Genomic DNA, 16,579 nt, shown 5'->3' on the forward strand with positions numbered 1-16,579 from the left:
TTGCATGATCTTTTTTAGATGACCCGTACGGGATTCGAACCCGTGTTACCGCCGTGAAAGGGCGGTGTCTTAACCACTTGACCAACGGGCCGTTAAAATAAATATAGCGGCGGAGGGGATCGAACCCCCGACCTCACGGGTATGAACCGTACGCTCTAGCCAGCTGAGCTACACCGCCATGTCGTTTTATTTAACGGACAATTAGTATCTTACATCAGATATAATTTAAAGTCAACATATCTTGAAAACTTTTTTAAAAATATATTTTCTCACATAAAAAAGCACCCCGAGCAATTACTCCGGGTACCTCTCTATATGTTAAGAATTAAACGGTCTTATTATCCGCGACGTGCGCCACGGCCACCACGTTTAGATTCTGTGTTACGCTTTAAAGAAGTTAAACGATCTTCACTATCCTTTAAAAAGCGCGCCATCTTTTGTTCAAATGTTTCTTTTGGAGCTCGGTCGTTACCGCCACCGCGGTTATCTCTGTTGAAAGAACGATTATTATTACGTTGTGGACGTCCAGAACGTTGTTGATCGCCGCCACCGCGTTGGTATTCACCACGTGGACGATCTCCTTCTGTTTTTTCACGCTCTTTCGCTTTTTTAATAGATAAACCAATCTTACCATCTTTTTCAACGTTAATAACTTTTACTTCTACTTGGTCGCCCACTTTTAAGTGATCGTTAATATCTTTTACATAATTATCAGCAACTTCACTAATATGAACAAGACCCGTTAAGCCTTCTGGCAGCTCCACAAAAGCCCCAAAATTTGTAATACCTGTTACTTTACCCTGTAACTTGCTGCCTACCTCGATTGACATAAAAAAAATGCTCCTCCTTAGTGGTTAAAAAGTCAAATTTTACTTTATTATATATAATCCTAAAATATAGTGTCAATAAGACATACTCTACTTAGATACAGGAAAAATTATCTCCCCTTTTCCAGAGAAGAAATAATCCCTTCTAGCAATCTTTAATACGTACTCTTCATCATTTAACTTTTGAACTTCGTCTTTTAGACTTTTTTCTTTATTCGTTAATGAATCCAGTTCTTTTTTCATGTCCTTAACTTTTGCTTCTTTTGCCTTAATGGAACTGTTTTGTTGATAAAACGTTACACTAATACTCGCAATAATTGTAAAAGCAAAGACAAGAAAAACCGCTAAACGGCGATAAAGTCGCTTCCTGTTCTCATCCGTTTGTATTATATGCTCTTTAACAGGATTTGGACTCTGTTTTTCGATTGTTCTTTGTCTCAGTTCCCTCATTTCCGAGGTCCCCCTAACTTCTTTTTTATACGCTCCCATAATTGGAAGATATGTCCCTTCAATTTCGCTATATATTGCAGGAACCCTACATGTTTCATTATAAAAAGTTTAACACGATTAGGGAGAAGTTTCCATATGAGCGAAGCAATAAATCGAACAGGCCAGAAAAAAACTTTCCATGTGAAAAGTAATATCCAAATCACCATTCTCCATAACACATGTCCAATTGAAAGCAGTATACGAAATAAGAATAATATAAATGCAATAAATAGCTGCGCTATAATAATAACAGGTTTTATCATGAGTAGCTTTATAATTTGAACAAAAAAATGTGTTGTTTGCATAAAAATATAGATGAGAAAATTTAACAGCTTCATATATAATGCCTTCAACAAGCTTTGATATGCCGCAAAACCACATAATAATGCCAAAAACACATATATACGTAGTTCAGCTTCATTCACAAGCAGTAATACATAAAAAACGAATAATGCTTGGACAATCCAAAATAGTATATCATGTATAAATACAAGCCAACGTTTACGTTCTTGACGCTTTAAAAAACGTTGATATGTATCTAAAGATGCTCCAATCCAAGCGCCCATTCCAATCATTGAAAGCATTGTATACAACTGAATTGTTAGGCTCATTTAAACAACTTACTAAAGAAACCTTTAGTTTTCTCCCCTTGATTCTCATCAATATACAGCATCTCATGAACTTTGCCTTTAATCGATACAACGCCTTTTTCTACATCTAAATTTTTCATTTGTAAATTTTGACCACGAATCGTTAAAAAACCCATTACGGTCTCAAGCAAAAACTCTTCGCTATCAAAACTCTCTACCTGCTTTACACCAGTAATATCGATTACACGCCTGCCGCGCATAATAATATCATGCTCTACAGAAACGTTTTGTTGATTAGAAGACATAGGTGAGTAACCATTATTCACGTAAATCCCCCCATATATTTATACTAGCTAATAGTAATGTATGAGGGGATGACCTATTTTAGAACAAGCCTTCTTCCGCTTTTACTTTTTCCTCGCGAACTAAGCTATACATGTTTGCTGCATCTTCTTTTTTAGTCGTTTCTTTTAATTCATTTATTTTTACAGTTACTATTTTTTGACCAAAACGAATTGTTAATTCATCAGCCACTTTCACATCTGAACTCGCTTTTGCCACTTGACCATTAATTGCTATTCTTCCTTGGTCAGCTACTTCTTTCGCTAATGTTCTTCTTTTAATTAAACGTGATACTTTCAAAAACTTATCTAGACGCATATAAAATCCCCCTATTAACGCTCTGTTTGTTTTGCCTCTTCCCATAAAACATCTAACTGTTCTAATGATAGATCTTGCATCTCTTTATTCATTTCAGCTACTTTTGCTTCCATGTATAAAAAACGACTAATAAACTTCTCATTAGTTGAACGCAACGCCTCTTCTGGATCTATTTTATAATGACGGGCTATATTAACAAACGCAAATAGTAAATCGCCAAATTCACCTAACATCTTTTCCTCATCCATGTTTGCAACTTCTTGCTGAAATTCTTGCCATTCTTCTACGGCTTTCTCTATCATCGGCTGCACATCAGCCCAATCGAATCCAACCTTGCCAGCTTTCTTCTGAACTTCATAAGCGCGTAGTAACTGCGGCAAACTTTTTGGAATACCCGCTAAAACAGATTCTTTCACGGATCCTTTTTCTTGTTTTTTAATTTCTTCCCAATTAGCAATCACTTCATCGGCATTATTTACATCCGTATTTCCAAATACATGTGGATGGCGACGAACCATTTTCTCAGATAAAGTTCGAATGATATCATCTATAGAGAACCAACCTTCATCCTCCCCAATTTGAGCATGAAGCATAACTTGTAATAATATATCGCCTAATTCTTCTACTAAGTGATCATCGTCCTCTTCATCAATTGCTTCTAACACTTCATATGCTTCTTCAATTAAATATTTCTTTAACGATTGATGTGTTTGCTTTTTATCCCACGGACAACCATTTGGCCCACGAAGGTCTGCAATAATTTCTCTAAGTACATCAAACTGTTGATACAAGGACGCACGTTCCTGAACTGGTGGTACATATACACTCGTTAAATTATTCAATTCTGTTTCATGATCTAACATGTACAACGGTACCTTTTTGACTTGTTCGAACGAAGTTCCTGCAGCTGTTACGATATACACTTCATAATCATCCGGTAACATTTCCATTAATGTTAACTTCACATCTGAAGCAACGAACGCATCATACACTTGGCAAAAGATTAAATGTTGACGTAATTCTAATTGTCCTCTTTCAAATGATGTAGCGTCAATTAGTTGGAACCCTTCAATCGGATCGATTTTCAGACTTGCGAACATCGGATCAAGGAAGCTTTGTCCACCTTCAATCCGCACTTCAACATTTGCTACTTCTCCTTTTTGCAACAGTAGCTGAACTGTTCTTTCCGCTACGAGCGGGTGCCCTGGAACAGCGTAGATGATTTCTGTACCTTTAGCTTGTTCTAGCAATGTATTCGCAATTGTTTCATATACAATTTCAAATGTATCATGCGCTTCATATACATTGTCAAAAGCCGTATATTGTATACCTTCGTTCTCTAATTCTTCTATAACGGGATGTTCCTTCGTTCTAACAAACATATGATCCGCTTCTTTTATTTTTCGATATACACCCATCGTTAACTGATCTAACTCACCAGCACCTAGGCCCAAAATAGTAATGATTCCACTCACAATCTGCCACCTCTATCCACTCTTCTTCAATGAACCTTCTTTTTTCTCTTGTTTCATAACGGTTCCTAGCTCTTTTTTTGTAAATACACGTAATTTTAAAATGAAAAACAAATATGTTAATCCGCCGATGGCTACACCTAACAACGCTTCAAGTGTTGCGATTCCTCTATGCCCCGCATCAATTACTAGTCCAGACATTTGCAACACACGTATAAACATTATTAATACAAATCCCATACCAACGCCACTAATAACTACACGTAGCATATTCCGCTTATCAATAAGCGATTTCGATACAGCTCGCATAAGCAACACACTATTTAGCATCGAAATTACAATTAGCGCAACTAAGGTTGCAATTGCAGCTCCCTTTACACCAAAATAAGGCATTAGCATATAGTTTAAAGCTAACTTTAAACACCCTCCAAATACAACGAATATGGCTGGTTTTAACGTTTGTCCCAACCCTTGTAAGATAGAAGCGGTTGTAATTGACAATGAACTAAATAAAATAGATACGGATAAAATAGATAAAACATCTGATCCATCACTATTTTCGAACAACATAATATTCGTAGGTTGAATAATACAAGTTAATCCAATAGCCGCCGCGAATCCAATAACGAATGTTATTTTCATTGCTAACCTTACCTTTTCTCGAATAAAGGAAAGATCTCCTCTTTCTTTCGCCGCTGTAATAATTGGAATAAGTGACAACGAGAAAGAAGTTGTCACGACAGTACCTAATTGCATAAGCGGGATACTTCTATCATAAACACCTTTTAATACCTTTGCACTTTCAGCTTGTTCTCCTGCCCCAATAAGTAAAGAATAGAAGGAAATAGAATCAGCCATTTGTATAAAAATAAGTACTAAGTTACTAATACAAATTGCCAATCCCTGCCAAAAAAGGATTTTAATTATCCTTCCTTTACCCCTAATATTCTTCAAACTTTTGAAGAATATAGAACGAAAATCACGACGCATATAAAATACAAGTACGATAATCCCAATCAGTCCACCTGCAATTGAACCTAACATAGCACCTGCACCAACTGTATATAAATCAAATCCGTGAGCAATTAGGAATAGGGATAAAAATACAATAATAGAAACCCGAATCGTTTGCTCCATTACTTGCGAAACAGCTGTTGGCATCATATTATTAAATCCTTGAAAATATCCTCTTGCTACAGATAAAAACGGCATCAATATGAATGAAAACGAAATAACACGTAGTAACTTATCTAAGTGTATATCGCCCATAGCTATTGCAATTGTTTCGGCGCCAAAAAATAATGTGAAAAAGCCTATAAAACCAATTCCTAATAAGAACCAAAAAGATACACAGATTATTTCTTCTGCTTCCTCTTGTTTTCCTCGTTCTAATCTTTCTGCGACAATTTTTGAAATTATAACAGGGAATCCATAAGTGGCTAAAATTAAACAAAATCCATAAAACGGATAAATTTGTTGGTAAATATAAAAACCAATATCACCCGCTATATTTTGATATGGAATACGGTAAAAAGCGCTTAATACTTTCGTAACAAAACTTGCGATTGTTAATATAATAGCCCCACGCCAAAAGGCTTGATACTTCTTCGCTTCCATACAAGAAAACTCCTTTTTCTATTCTCACCCCTCGTATTATATCATAAAGAAAAGAACAAACTTCCTTACCTACACGAGTAATAATGAGTTCGTGCAACATTAAAAATGTTCAACGAAAAAAGGCAGCAAAGCGCTACCTTCATTCAATATACATATATCTCCAAATAATTGATTTCTCAAAAAAGAAATATCATAATTAGGAAAGATTGCTACTTCTAAAATTCGATATGACCTTACTGCTCCATTTGTTTCGCTAAAAAGCTTGCAGCTGTATTTACTGACTTATGTTCTACTTCACTTATAATAGCCTCTTTAGAGAAAATAATAACAGCTCCAATTGGATCCCCATTCGCCACAATCGGGCCAATTGTATAGGAACTAACTTTTTCTGTTACTCCATCAATAATTGAAATTTCGCTTTCATCTGTCATAATTACAGATTTACGCTCTTCCATTGTCTTTTCAATTAAATCGCCAACACTTTTATTTAAGTATTCTTTTTTAGATATGCCTGCTACTGCGATAATAGAATCACGATCGCATACAAGCACATTATGTCCTAAGCTATCGTATAAAGCTTCCGTATATTCTTTTGCAAAATCACCTAGTTCACTAATCGGTGAATATTTTTTCAAAATTACTTCTCCATCGCGATCAACAAATATTTCTAGTGGGTCTCCTTCTCGAATACGTAAAGTTCTACGAATTTCCTTCGGGATTACTACCCTGCCTAAATCATCAATTCGACGTACGATTCCAGTTGCTTTCATTCTAATGCTGCCTCACTTTCTACTGATGATCAAAGTGGTGAATTTACCTGTTCATGTAAAAATCACCAACTGTTAGACATAGTATTTTACACATTAGTTCTTCTATGCACGTCGAATTGTATTTTTTATCTTATATTAGGCATTTATTACTTCTTTTTTTACATTTGGTAAGCCTTTTAATAAATTTTCAGCAATTGTTAACCACTTCGATGTCTCTAAACCGTTCGTTTTCATGACGATTTTCAATTGTGACCCTTCCATTCCAAGACCAATCATACGACCAAAACTATTTCCAAGCATGAATAATTTTCCACCATCGATATTTTGGCTCGCTTGTTCAGAAAACAGGAACGTTACTTCAAATTTATTTTGCTTAATTAACTCAATTTGTTCTTTTATTGCCAACACTTTAATATTTGCAATTTGTAATAAATATCCAACCTCTTGCGGATAATCCCCAAATCTATCGATCATTTCTTCCTGCAACTCTTCAATATCCTCAATTGTAGAAACACCTCTAAATTGTTTATACATCATAATTTTTTGTTTACTATCTGAGATATAAGCATCTGGTAAATATGCATCTACTTCTAAATCAATTTCAACATTAACTGTATTTTCAACTCCGTCTGTTCCTCTACGTTGTTCAATTGCATCTTTTAACATTTGAGAATATAAGTCGAACCCTACAGAATCAATAAATCCATGTTGCTCTGCCCCTAGCAAATTACCCGCTCCACGAATTGATAAATCTCTCATTGCAATTTTGAAACCAGATCCAAGCTCTGTGAACTCCTTAATTGCTTGTAGACGTCTCTCTGCAACTTCTGATAGCACCTTATCACGTTTGTATGCAAAGTATGCATATGCAACGCGATTAGAACGTCCAACGCGCCCACGAAGCTGATACAACTGCGATAACCCCATACGATCTGCATCAAATACAATTAATGTATTTACATTCGGAATATCTACACCTGTCTCAATAATAGTTGTACTTACAAGAACATCATGCTGTCCCTCTAAAAACGATAGCATAACAGATTCTAATTCACTTTCGTTCATTTTCCCATGTGCGTATGTTACACGGGCGTCTGGAACTAACATCGAAATTTCTTCTGCTTTTCTTTCGATATCCTCCACACGGTTATATAGGAAGTAAATTTGACCACCTCTTGCAAGCTCTCGCTCTATTGCTTCTCGCATTAATGCCGGATTATACTCTACTACATACGTTTGGACTGGGAAACGATTTTCTGGCGGTGTTTCAATAACAGATAAGTCACGCACACCAAGCATAGACATATGGAGTGTACGCGGAATCGGAGTTGCCGTTAATGTTAATACGTCAACATTTGCTTTCAATTGTTTAATCTTTTCTTTATGCGTCACACCAAATCTTTGTTCTTCATCAATAATAAGAAGCCCTAAATCTTTATAAGTAACATCTTTAGATAAAATACGATGCGTTCCGATTACAATATCTACCGTGCCATCTTTTAAACCCTTAATTGTTTCATTTTGCTGTTTTCTCGTACGGAATCTACTTAATAACCCTATATTAATTGGATAATCTTGAAAACGCTCTCGAATTGTTTCATAGTGTTGTTGTGCAAGAATCGTTGTCGGCACTAAAATTGCAACTTGTTTTTCGTCCATAATTGCTTTAAATGCCGCACGAATAGCTACTTCTGTCTTTCCATATCCTACATCACCACAAAGAAGCCTATCCATAGGACGTCCTCGTTCCATATCTTTCTTAATCTCTTCAATAGAACGTAATTGATCCTCTGTCTCTTGATACGGGAAAGAAGACTCAAATTCTTGTTGTTCTGCCGTATCTGGTGTATACGCATAACCTTTTGAAGCCTCGCGCTCGGCATATAATTTAATTAGATCATCCGCTATGTCTTGTACAGATTTTTCAACTTTCGACTTAACTTTCTTCCAATCATTTCCGCCTAATTTATAAACTTTCGGATCCTTGCCTTCAGATCCTACATATTTTTGCACTTGGTCAATTTGTTCAATCGGAACGTATAACTTATCATTACCTTGATATTTAATATTCAAATAATCTTTATGAACACCATTAATCTCTAATGTCTCAATGCCTAAAAATTTACCTATACCATGATTTACATGAACTACATAGTCTCCAACTTTTAATTCCGAATAACTTTTAATACGTTCGGCGTTGGATAACTTTTGCTTGCGTTGTGATTTTTTAACTTTTTTATGGAAAAGCTCCTTTTCAGTAATGACAACGAACTTTTGCATTGGCATTTCAAACCCTGCATGTAAATCACCTACAGCAATTTGTAACCTTCCAGGCAATAAAATATCTGTGCCCTCTACAATATCTGCTTCAATATCATAATCACTTAAAATATGTTGTAGTTTTTTGACACGCTCATCATCTGTTCCGAGTACAACAGTCGTAAAATGTCCTTCATTCCATCTATCAATTTCTGTTTTTAACAAGTTCATCTGTCCATGAAAATCTTGCATTGTTTTACATGTTACATTCACAATATTTTGCGGATGTGTGTGTGCAATATGACGTAAGAATAGTGTCAAATATACAAAACTTCTTTTCTTATGATGAAGAAATCCCTCAAATGAGTGGGAGAAAGATAAATCCTGAATAATTGTTCCTTCACCAAGAAGTGATATATACCATTCCGCCTCTTCCGTTTCAAGATGTGATGCTGTTTCTTGAATACGAGAGATTTCATCTAAAATTACAACACCATCATCTGGTAAATAATCTATTAGACTAGCAGGTTCTTTATAGAAAATAGATAAATATTTAAACATTTGTTCTATACTTTGCCCGTTTTTCAACATTTCAATTTCATGACTTACTGTCTCAAGCACTGTAGTCTTTAATTTATCGTCGGAAAGCTTTTGCATCGTCTTAGTCAAACCTTCTTCAAGATGCTTAATTCCCGATTTCAATTCTTCCTGTGAAAATAAAAATTCTGTTGCCGGACCGAACCTAACACTTTCCTTTTTATCTTGAGAGCGCTGTTCATCCACATCAAATAATCGAATAGAATCGACTTCTGTATCGAAGAATTCAATACGAAATGGTAATTCTTCAGTTAATGGATAGATATCTAATATTCCCCCGCGTAAACTGAACTCCCCTGGAGCTTCTACCATCGACTTACGTTCATAGCCAATATGATGTAACGTATGCAAGAGCGCCTCTAAATCAATCTCTTGCCCTAGATTAATTTCAATTTGCTTTTGCTTCCATAATTCTTTTATCGGTAAAAATCTACGCAAACCTGCGACTGGTGCTACAATAACCCCATTCTCTCCTGCCGCTAAACGATTTAACACCTCAATGCGCTGTGCTTTTAATTCCGGACTTGCAACACCGATCTCTGATGCAATCAATTCGTTTACTGGATATAGCCATACATCTTTTTCACCAAGTAACGCCACTAAATCTTCATGTACTTTTTGCGCTTGATATAGATTATGCGTTACAATAAGTTGTGATTTTTTCGTTTTTTTATATAAAGCTGCCATTAATAATGAACGAGAAGATGTTGCCATACCTGATATAAGTTGTTCTTTTAGGCCATCTTCTAACCCATTAATAACCGATTGTATCTCTTCATTTTTATAAAATTGCTCTAATAAACCTATCATTATCAAAACCCCTCTCAACATAAAGAGCAAGTTACTATATTTTATGCAAATATTTTGGAAAAAGAAAACAGAAAAATGCTTTGGACACGCCAAAGCGACAACATTTTATTGCAGAAATTTTTCATATTCATAATACTCAGGATAAGATGTGAGCGTTTCTTGACACGATTCACAAATCGTTTTTATGTATATATTTCCATTTTCATGAAAATGAATCATCTCTACTACTTCTTGCTCTGTTAGTTGAAATAAAACGTCGCTATATACTTTTTCTGCAGCAATTGATCCTACATTACTCCCACAATGTCTGCAATAATAATACCCTTCCATACTAGCCTCCTAAATATACAATTACTACTAGTATGGGTTAAACTAAAACAAAATATTCCAGATTATACACTTAACTATTGAAAGTATTCATAATTTGGAGAAAAGGCTTATTTAACCATTCTTCACATGCATCCGCTGCTTTTTCAATAGAATGATTAACATCCGGAATCTCTTCAGATGTAAAGCGTCCTAATACGTAATCTACTACCTTCATTCCATTTTTCGGACGATCAATTCCCATACGGATACGTTGAAATTCTTGTGTTCCTAAATGCGAAATTGTCGATTTCACACCATTATGTCCACCCGCACTACCTTTCATACGAAGGCGTAATCTACCTACAGGGATGTCTAAATCATCGTACAAAACAACGAAGTCCTCAACGTCAATTTTATAGTAATCCATGAGTGGTCGAATACTTTCTCCAGATAAATTCATATATGTAAGTGGCTTTAATAAGATTACTTTTTCTCCATTAACGAATCCTGCACCAAATACTCCTTTAAATTTTTGTTCATTTAAAGAAATGTTCCAACGCTTTGCAAGTTCATCAATCGCCATAAATCCAATATTATGCCTTGTTAATTCATATTCTCTACCCGGGTTCCCAAGTCCTACTATCAATTTCATTCTTGTACCACTACTTTCTTTTTTCGATACGAAAAGACGTAACCAAGCTTGGTTACGTCTCATTCTATCCAATTAATTGAATAATACACTTACAGATTCTTCTTCGTATACACGAATGATCGCTTCTCCGATTAATGGAGCAACTGAAAGCTCATGTACTTTGTCGATTTTCTTCTCTTCTGGTAATACGATAGAGTTTGTTACAACTAACTCTTTAATATTTGAATTTTGAATACGTTCAATTGCTGGACCAGATAATACTGGGTGTGTACAGCAAGCATATACTTCAGAAGCACCGTTCTCTACAAGAGCGTTTGCTGCTAATGTAATTGTACCAGCTGTATCAATGATGTCATCAATTAAAATTGCTGTTTTACCTTCGATATTACCGATAATGTTCATAACCTCTGATACGTTCGGACGAGGGCGACGCTTATCAATAATAGCGATTGGTGCTTTTAGACGGTCTGCCATTTTTCTAGCACGAGTTACACCACCGTGGTCAGGAGACACGATTACAATATCTTTAAGACCTTTTGTTTCAAAGTAATCTGAAAGAATTGGTACACCCATTAAGTGGTCGATTGGGATATCAAAGAACCCTTGAATTTGTGGAGCATGTAAATCTAGAGTGATTACACGAGTTGCACCTGCTGTTTCAAGCAAGTTTGCTACAAGTTTCGATGTAATTGGTTCACGAGAACGCGCTTTACGGTCTTGACGCGCATAACCATAGTAAGGAATAACAATATTAATTGTTTTCGCAGATGCACGCTTTAATGCATCAATCATAATAAGTAATTCCATGATATGTTCGTTTACTGGGAAGCTTGTAGATTGAATAATGAATACATCGCAACCACGGATACTTTCTTCAATGTTAATTTGAACTTCTCCATCACTAAAACGATCAACAGAACATTTTCCTAGTCCTACTCCAATATGCTTTGCGATTTGCTCAGCAAGTTCCTTATTAGAGTTTAAAGAGAATACTTTCAAATTAGAATTTAGATATTGAGTCGACATCTAGATTAACCCTCCACATTATGATTTTTTCTTATTCAGCAATTGATCAACATAGTCTTCTTTATTAATTTGACGTGCACGTGCTACCGATAATGCTTTCGATGGAACATTCTCTGTAATTGTAGATCCTGCTGCCACATAAGCACCATCTTCAACTGTTACTGGCGCAACAAGATTTGAATTACATCCAATGAATACCCCGTTACCAATCACAGTTTTGAATTTATTCTTGCCGTCGTAATTCACCGTAATTGAACCACAACCAAGATTCACGTCTTCTCCAACTTGTGCATCTCCGATATAACTTAAGTGTGAAGCTTTACTTCTATTACCAAAAACAGTTTTTTTGATTTCTACGAAGTTTCCAACGCGTACTTCATCTCCAATAACTGAATCTGGGCGAATATGTGCAAATGGACCAACCGCTACTTCTGTACCAAGTTTGCTGTCATGTACAGTAGATTGACGAATTACCGTACGATCTCCAATTTCACTATCGCGAATTACTGTATGAGGTCCAATTTCACAATCAGAACCAATTACAGTATTACCCTCAATAATTGTTCCTGGATGAAGAACTGTATCACTACCAATAATTGCGTCGGCAGAAATGTATGTGTTACTTGGGTCAATAATTGTAACCCCATTTACCATGTTCTTTCGGTTGATACGGTTTTTCATAATAATTTCCGCTTGCGATAGAGCGACTCTGTCGTTAACACCTAACGTTTCATCGAAGTGCTCTGTTTGATAAGCTGATACGATATGACCTTCATTTTTTAAAATTTCAATAACATCTGGAAGGTAATATTCACCTTGTACGTTATCATTTGAAACTTTAGAAAGTGACGCGAATAAAGCTTTATTATCAAAACAATACGTACCTGTATTGATTTCTTTAATAGCTAATTCTTTCTCATTTGCATCCTTATGCTCAACAATCTTCTCAACATGACCATTCTCATTACGAACGATACGACCATATCCAGCAGGTTCTTCTATGTAAGCTGTTAGCACCGTTGCCATTGCCCCTGCTTCTTTATGTTGCTGAAGCAATGCTTCCATTGTTTCAGCAGTTATTAGCGGCGTATCACCACAAATAACTAAAGTTGTTCCTTCTTCATTTGCAAGTACACTTGCAGCTTGATCTACAGCATGCGCTGTACCAAGTTGTTCTGCTTGTAATGCAAACTCACTTACGTTTCCTAGCTGTTCTTGTACCATTTCAGCACCATGTCCCACGACTGTTACAAGTTTCTGCAATCCTAATTGAGATACTTGGTCGACAACATGTTTTACCATAGGTTTTCCACATACAGGATGAAGCACTTTGTAGAGCTTAGACTTCATACGTGTGCCCTTACCTGCAGCTAGAATCACTGCAAATCTGTTTGACATATAGACCCTCCATCGCAACCTATTTATCCATTAACGATATTATCCTAAATCATCATATATTTCAAGAAACACATTTTAACTATTAAATTTTACCATAATTCTTATAAGATGTTTTACTCTTTAGTATCTTTTTTAAGAAATAAGCTATACTACTTAAAAAAAATTTGAAAATATTAGAAGTTTCTCCTCTTTTATTTTAATACATTTTGAATTTTTCAGATACAAATTATATAAAATCAAAAAAACAAACCCCTGTAAATATTTACAGGGGTTTGCTACAAAATTATAAGGCTTTCTTTCAAAAGCCCTTTTCATTCGAATTTTACGAAGCGCCCGCTTCCTCAAACTCAACCTCTTCTAACTCGCCTAAACGATGATACTCTGTTAAAACCGCATCTTGAATTTTAGAGCGTGTATTAGAATTAATTGGATGTGCAATGTCACGGAATTCTCCATCTGGAGTACGTTTACTTGGCATTGCTACAAATAATCCATTATTACCATCAATCACACGAATATCATGAACAACAAATTCATGGTCTAGAGTAATAGAGGCAATTGCTCTCATGCGGCCTTCTGTGTTTACGCGGCGTAATCTTACGTCAGTCACTTCCATCTTGTGTTCACCACCCTTTTCTAAATAAGCGATATATTTGTATAAATTCCACAAAATTTCTATTTTTCCTTTAATTTTTTAAAAATTTTTAAGATAAAAATTTTTAAAGTAATTGAATATAAGGATTAGTAGAGGTTATCGCTTATAAAAGGTTACTTAACTAGGGCAATTACTTCAATTTCAACAGAAACATCTTTCGGTAATTTTGCCACTTGTACACAAGAACGAGCTGGTTTATGAGTAGAAAAATAAGAGCCGTACACTTCATTAACAGCGTTAAAATCATCCATATCTTTTAAGAATACTGTTGTTTTTACTACTGTATCAAATGAAGCACCAGCTTCTTCTAATACCGCTTGTAAATTTTGAAACACTTGCTCTGTTTGTACTGTTACATCTCCTGCTACAAGCTCTCCACTTGCAGTTAATGGAATTTGTCCTGAACTATAAAACATATTATTTACAATAATCCCTTGTGAATACGGTCCAATTGCTTGTGGTGCATTGCTTGTTTGAACAACTTTCATACTTTTCACCCTTTTATTATTTATTTTTACTCTTTAAAAATAGTGTACGAAAGGCAGTTTGTCCATCTATTTTATTATTTATAAATAGAATAAAAAAAAGATAAAGCTATCTGCTTTACCTTTTTATTCAGCTTCTACAAGCCCTTCATCAAATGGTGCAAGTGAATAATTTCCCTTTTCCACTTGAATTGCTTTTTCTTTTACATCAACTTCTGACAGACGAATTAATGATACAAAATTATTAATAAGTCTTTCTTCGATATCCGTAGATTCTACTAATACGCCAATTCCAACAACATTAGCTTTAAACTCTTCTAGCATGCTCATCATACCTTGAATGGTTCCGCCAGCTTTCATAAAATCATCAATAATTAAAACATTGGACCCTTCTGGAAGGCTACGCTTTGCTAAAGTCATCGTTTGGATTCGCTTAGAGGAACCTGATACATAGTTAATACTAACAGTTGGGCCTTCTGTTACCTTATTATCTTTCCTCGCAATTACTACTGGTACATCTAAGTAATTTGCCACTGCATAAGCAAGCGGAATCCCCTTCGTTGCCACCGTCATAACCGCATCAATTGGTTGCCTAGCAAAAACAGAAGCAAATAAACGACCCGCACCATTAATCTGGCGAGGATTACTTAAAAGATCCGTCATATATAAGTAACCGCCAGGCAAAATACGATCTGGATTTTCAAATAAGCTACAAAGCTCATTAATAATCAGATTTGCCTCTTCTTCACTTATATAGGGAATATATTTCACTCCTCCTGCTGCTCCTGGTATCGTTTGCAATGTGCCGACCCCTTGTTGTTCAAACGTTTGCTTAATAATAACTAAATCTTCACTAATGGAAGACTTAGCTGATTGATACCTTTCAGCAAAAAAAGTGAGAGAAACTAGCTGACGAGGATTTTGTAGCAAGTAATAGGTCATATCGACCAATCTTGTACTTCGTCTAATTTTCATACCCTCACCTCAAATCACGAATATTTTAAACAAATCATAACGTATTATACGTCTTTATTCAAGAGTTTCTCGCTCTCCTAATAAACGTACGGCATATACTTGTTCGCAAAATCCTTTTAATCCGTTATATATACGATGCATTCGCGAATCATGGTGTACAAGACCAAATACAGTTGGGCCACTCCCACTCATTAATACTGCATCTGCACCGAATCGTTTCATCTGCGCCTTAATACGTGCAACTTCAGGATGCATCGCAAATGTCACATCTTCTAAAACGTTACCAACAGTATCACAAATCCCCCTATAGTCCCCGTCATTAATGACTTCAACCATTTTATCTACATTTGGATGTGTAACCCGATTTAATTTTAAGTTTCCATACACATCAGCAGTAGATACACCAATATGGGGCTTCGCTAAAATAACCCAACAAGAAGGCGGAGTCTTTATATGCTCAATTTTTTCTCCTCTTCCAGTGGCAAGTGCTGTCCCGCCATATACACAGAACGATACATCTGATCCAATTTCTGTACCAAGCTCTGCTAACTCGTCAATTGTAAGCCCTAAATCCCATAATTTATTAAGGCCACGTAATGTCGCCGCTGCATCACTACTTCCACCTGCTAATCCAGCTGCTACTGGAATCGTTTTTTCAATCGTAATAGATACACCTTTTTTTACATTAAACTTCTCTTTTAATAATTTCGCCGCTTGATAAGCTAAATTGCGTTGGTCGTCTGGGACATACCGATTATGAGACAAAATTTCAATACGGTCTTCTGCTAATTCCATTAACTCTAAACGATCCGCTAAGTCAATTGTCGTCATAATCATTTTCACTTCATGATATCCGTCTTGTCTTTTTCCCAGTACATCTAACGACAGATTAATCTTTGCTGGTGCTTTCACTAGTAGCTTCAATCTATTCACCCACTCTATGTACTCAATCTTTTATCGTTTATTTTACCATAAATTTATAGTAAGA

Annotated in this window: 17 protein-coding genes and 2 tRNA genes; all 19 read right to left on the minus strand. The window is 35.7% G+C overall.

The genetic code is table 11. From position 1 onward, the window contains the following. Positions 1 to 19: 19 nt before the first annotated feature. Positions 20 to 91 (minus strand) — tRNA-Glu (locus tag COC96_RS21030). Between the two features lie 13 nt (positions 92 to 104). Further along, positions 105 to 178, minus strand: a tRNA-Met gene (locus tag COC96_RS21035). A gap of 160 nt (positions 179 to 338) precedes the next feature. Beyond that, entirely contained in the window at positions 339 to 830 is a 492-nt protein-coding gene (locus COC96_RS21040; RefSeq protein WP_097905077.1) for a S1 domain-containing RNA-binding protein, read from the minus strand. An 87-nt stretch (positions 831 to 917) separates the two neighbouring features. Further along, positions 918 to 1,277 carry a cell division protein DivIC gene (gene divIC, locus COC96_RS21045; protein ID WP_001208736.1) on the minus strand — a complete coding sequence of 120 codons (360 nt, stop codon included), beginning with the start codon at positions 1,275 to 1,277 and terminating at the stop codon, positions 918 to 920. Then, positions 1,274 to 1,927, minus strand: a complete 654-nt coding sequence (gene yabQ / locus COC96_RS21050; protein WP_098269534.1) for a spore cortex biosynthesis protein YabQ — start codon at positions 1,925 to 1,927, stop codon at positions 1,274 to 1,276. The genes divIC and yabQ overlap by 4 nt, the downstream gene beginning before the upstream one ends. Next, positions 1,924 to 2,232, minus strand: coding sequence for a sporulation protein YabP (gene yabP / locus COC96_RS21055; protein WP_001059101.1), 309 nt, complete (start codon positions 2,230 to 2,232; stop codon positions 1,924 to 1,926). Before yabP ends, yabQ begins: the two co-directional genes overlap by 4 nt. Positions 2,233 to 2,290: 58 nt before the next feature. Then, on the minus strand, positions 2,291 to 2,566 hold the full coding sequence (locus COC96_RS21060) for an RNA-binding S4 domain-containing protein (protein WP_001234875.1): 276 nt from the start codon (positions 2,564 to 2,566) through the stop codon (positions 2,291 to 2,293). Between the two features lie 14 nt (positions 2,567 to 2,580). Continuing rightward, a complete protein-coding gene (gene mazG, locus COC96_RS21065; protein WP_098269533.1) occupies positions 2,581 to 4,041 on the minus strand; it encodes a nucleoside triphosphate pyrophosphohydrolase in 1,461 nt (486 codons plus the stop codon). Positions 4,042 to 4,053: 12 nt separating this feature from the next. Next, positions 4,054 to 5,655: a putative polysaccharide biosynthesis protein gene (locus tag COC96_RS21070; protein ID WP_098269532.1), complete on the minus strand. Its 1,602-nt coding sequence runs from the start codon at positions 5,653 to 5,655 to the stop codon at positions 4,054 to 4,056. Between the two features lie 233 nt (positions 5,656 to 5,888). Continuing rightward, positions 5,889 to 6,425, minus strand: a complete 537-nt coding sequence (gene spoVT, locus COC96_RS21075; protein WP_000648310.1) for a stage V sporulation protein T — start codon at positions 6,423 to 6,425, stop codon at positions 5,889 to 5,891. 135 nt (positions 6,426 to 6,560) lie between these two features. Next, positions 6,561 to 10,091: a transcription-repair coupling factor gene (gene mfd, locus COC96_RS21080; RefSeq protein ID WP_098769297.1), complete on the minus strand. Its 3,531-nt coding sequence runs from the start codon at positions 10,089 to 10,091 to the stop codon at positions 6,561 to 6,563. A gap of 105 nt (positions 10,092 to 10,196) precedes the next feature. Continuing rightward, positions 10,197 to 10,421: an anti-sigma-F factor Fin family protein gene (locus tag COC96_RS21085; RefSeq protein WP_098769298.1), complete on the minus strand. Its 225-nt coding sequence runs from the start codon at positions 10,419 to 10,421 to the stop codon at positions 10,197 to 10,199. Between the two features lie 70 nt (positions 10,422 to 10,491). Further along, positions 10,492 to 11,052 carry an aminoacyl-tRNA hydrolase gene (gene pth / locus COC96_RS21090; protein ID WP_098269544.1) on the minus strand — a complete coding sequence of 187 codons (561 nt, stop codon included), beginning with the start codon at positions 11,050 to 11,052 and terminating at the stop codon, positions 10,492 to 10,494. A 72-nt stretch (positions 11,053 to 11,124) separates the two neighbouring features. Then, positions 11,125 to 12,078, minus strand: coding sequence for a ribose-phosphate diphosphokinase (locus tag COC96_RS21095; protein ID WP_000107420.1), 954 nt, complete (start codon positions 12,076 to 12,078; stop codon positions 11,125 to 11,127). Between the two features lie 18 nt (positions 12,079 to 12,096). Further along, entirely contained in the window at positions 12,097 to 13,476 is a 1,380-nt protein-coding gene (gene glmU, locus COC96_RS21100; protein ID WP_097905082.1) for a bifunctional UDP-N-acetylglucosamine diphosphorylase/glucosamine-1-phosphate N-acetyltransferase GlmU, read from the minus strand. A 322-nt stretch (positions 13,477 to 13,798) separates the two neighbouring features. Next, positions 13,799 to 14,092: a septation regulator SpoVG gene (gene spoVG / locus COC96_RS21105; protein ID WP_000454042.1), complete on the minus strand. Its 294-nt coding sequence runs from the start codon at positions 14,090 to 14,092 to the stop codon at positions 13,799 to 13,801. A gap of 152 nt (positions 14,093 to 14,244) precedes the next feature. Beyond that, positions 14,245 to 14,619, minus strand: coding sequence for a RidA family protein (locus COC96_RS21110; protein WP_097905083.1), 375 nt, complete (start codon positions 14,617 to 14,619; stop codon positions 14,245 to 14,247). A 123-nt stretch (positions 14,620 to 14,742) separates the two neighbouring features. After that, positions 14,743 to 15,591, minus strand: a complete 849-nt coding sequence (gene purR / locus COC96_RS21120) for a pur operon repressor (protein WP_097905084.1) — start codon at positions 15,589 to 15,591, stop codon at positions 14,743 to 14,745. 54 nt (positions 15,592 to 15,645) lie between these two features. Beyond that, positions 15,646 to 16,515 carry a 4-(cytidine 5'-diphospho)-2-C-methyl-D-erythritol kinase gene (gene ispE / locus COC96_RS21125; protein WP_141436464.1) on the minus strand — a complete coding sequence of 290 codons (870 nt, stop codon included), beginning with the start codon at positions 16,513 to 16,515 and terminating at the stop codon, positions 15,646 to 15,648. Positions 16,516 to 16,579 lie beyond the last annotated feature (64 nt).

The organism is Bacillus cereus (genome assembly GCF_002577405.1).
Taxonomy (GTDB): Bacteria; Bacillota; Bacilli; order Bacillales; family Bacillaceae_G; genus Bacillus_A; species Bacillus_A cereus_AU.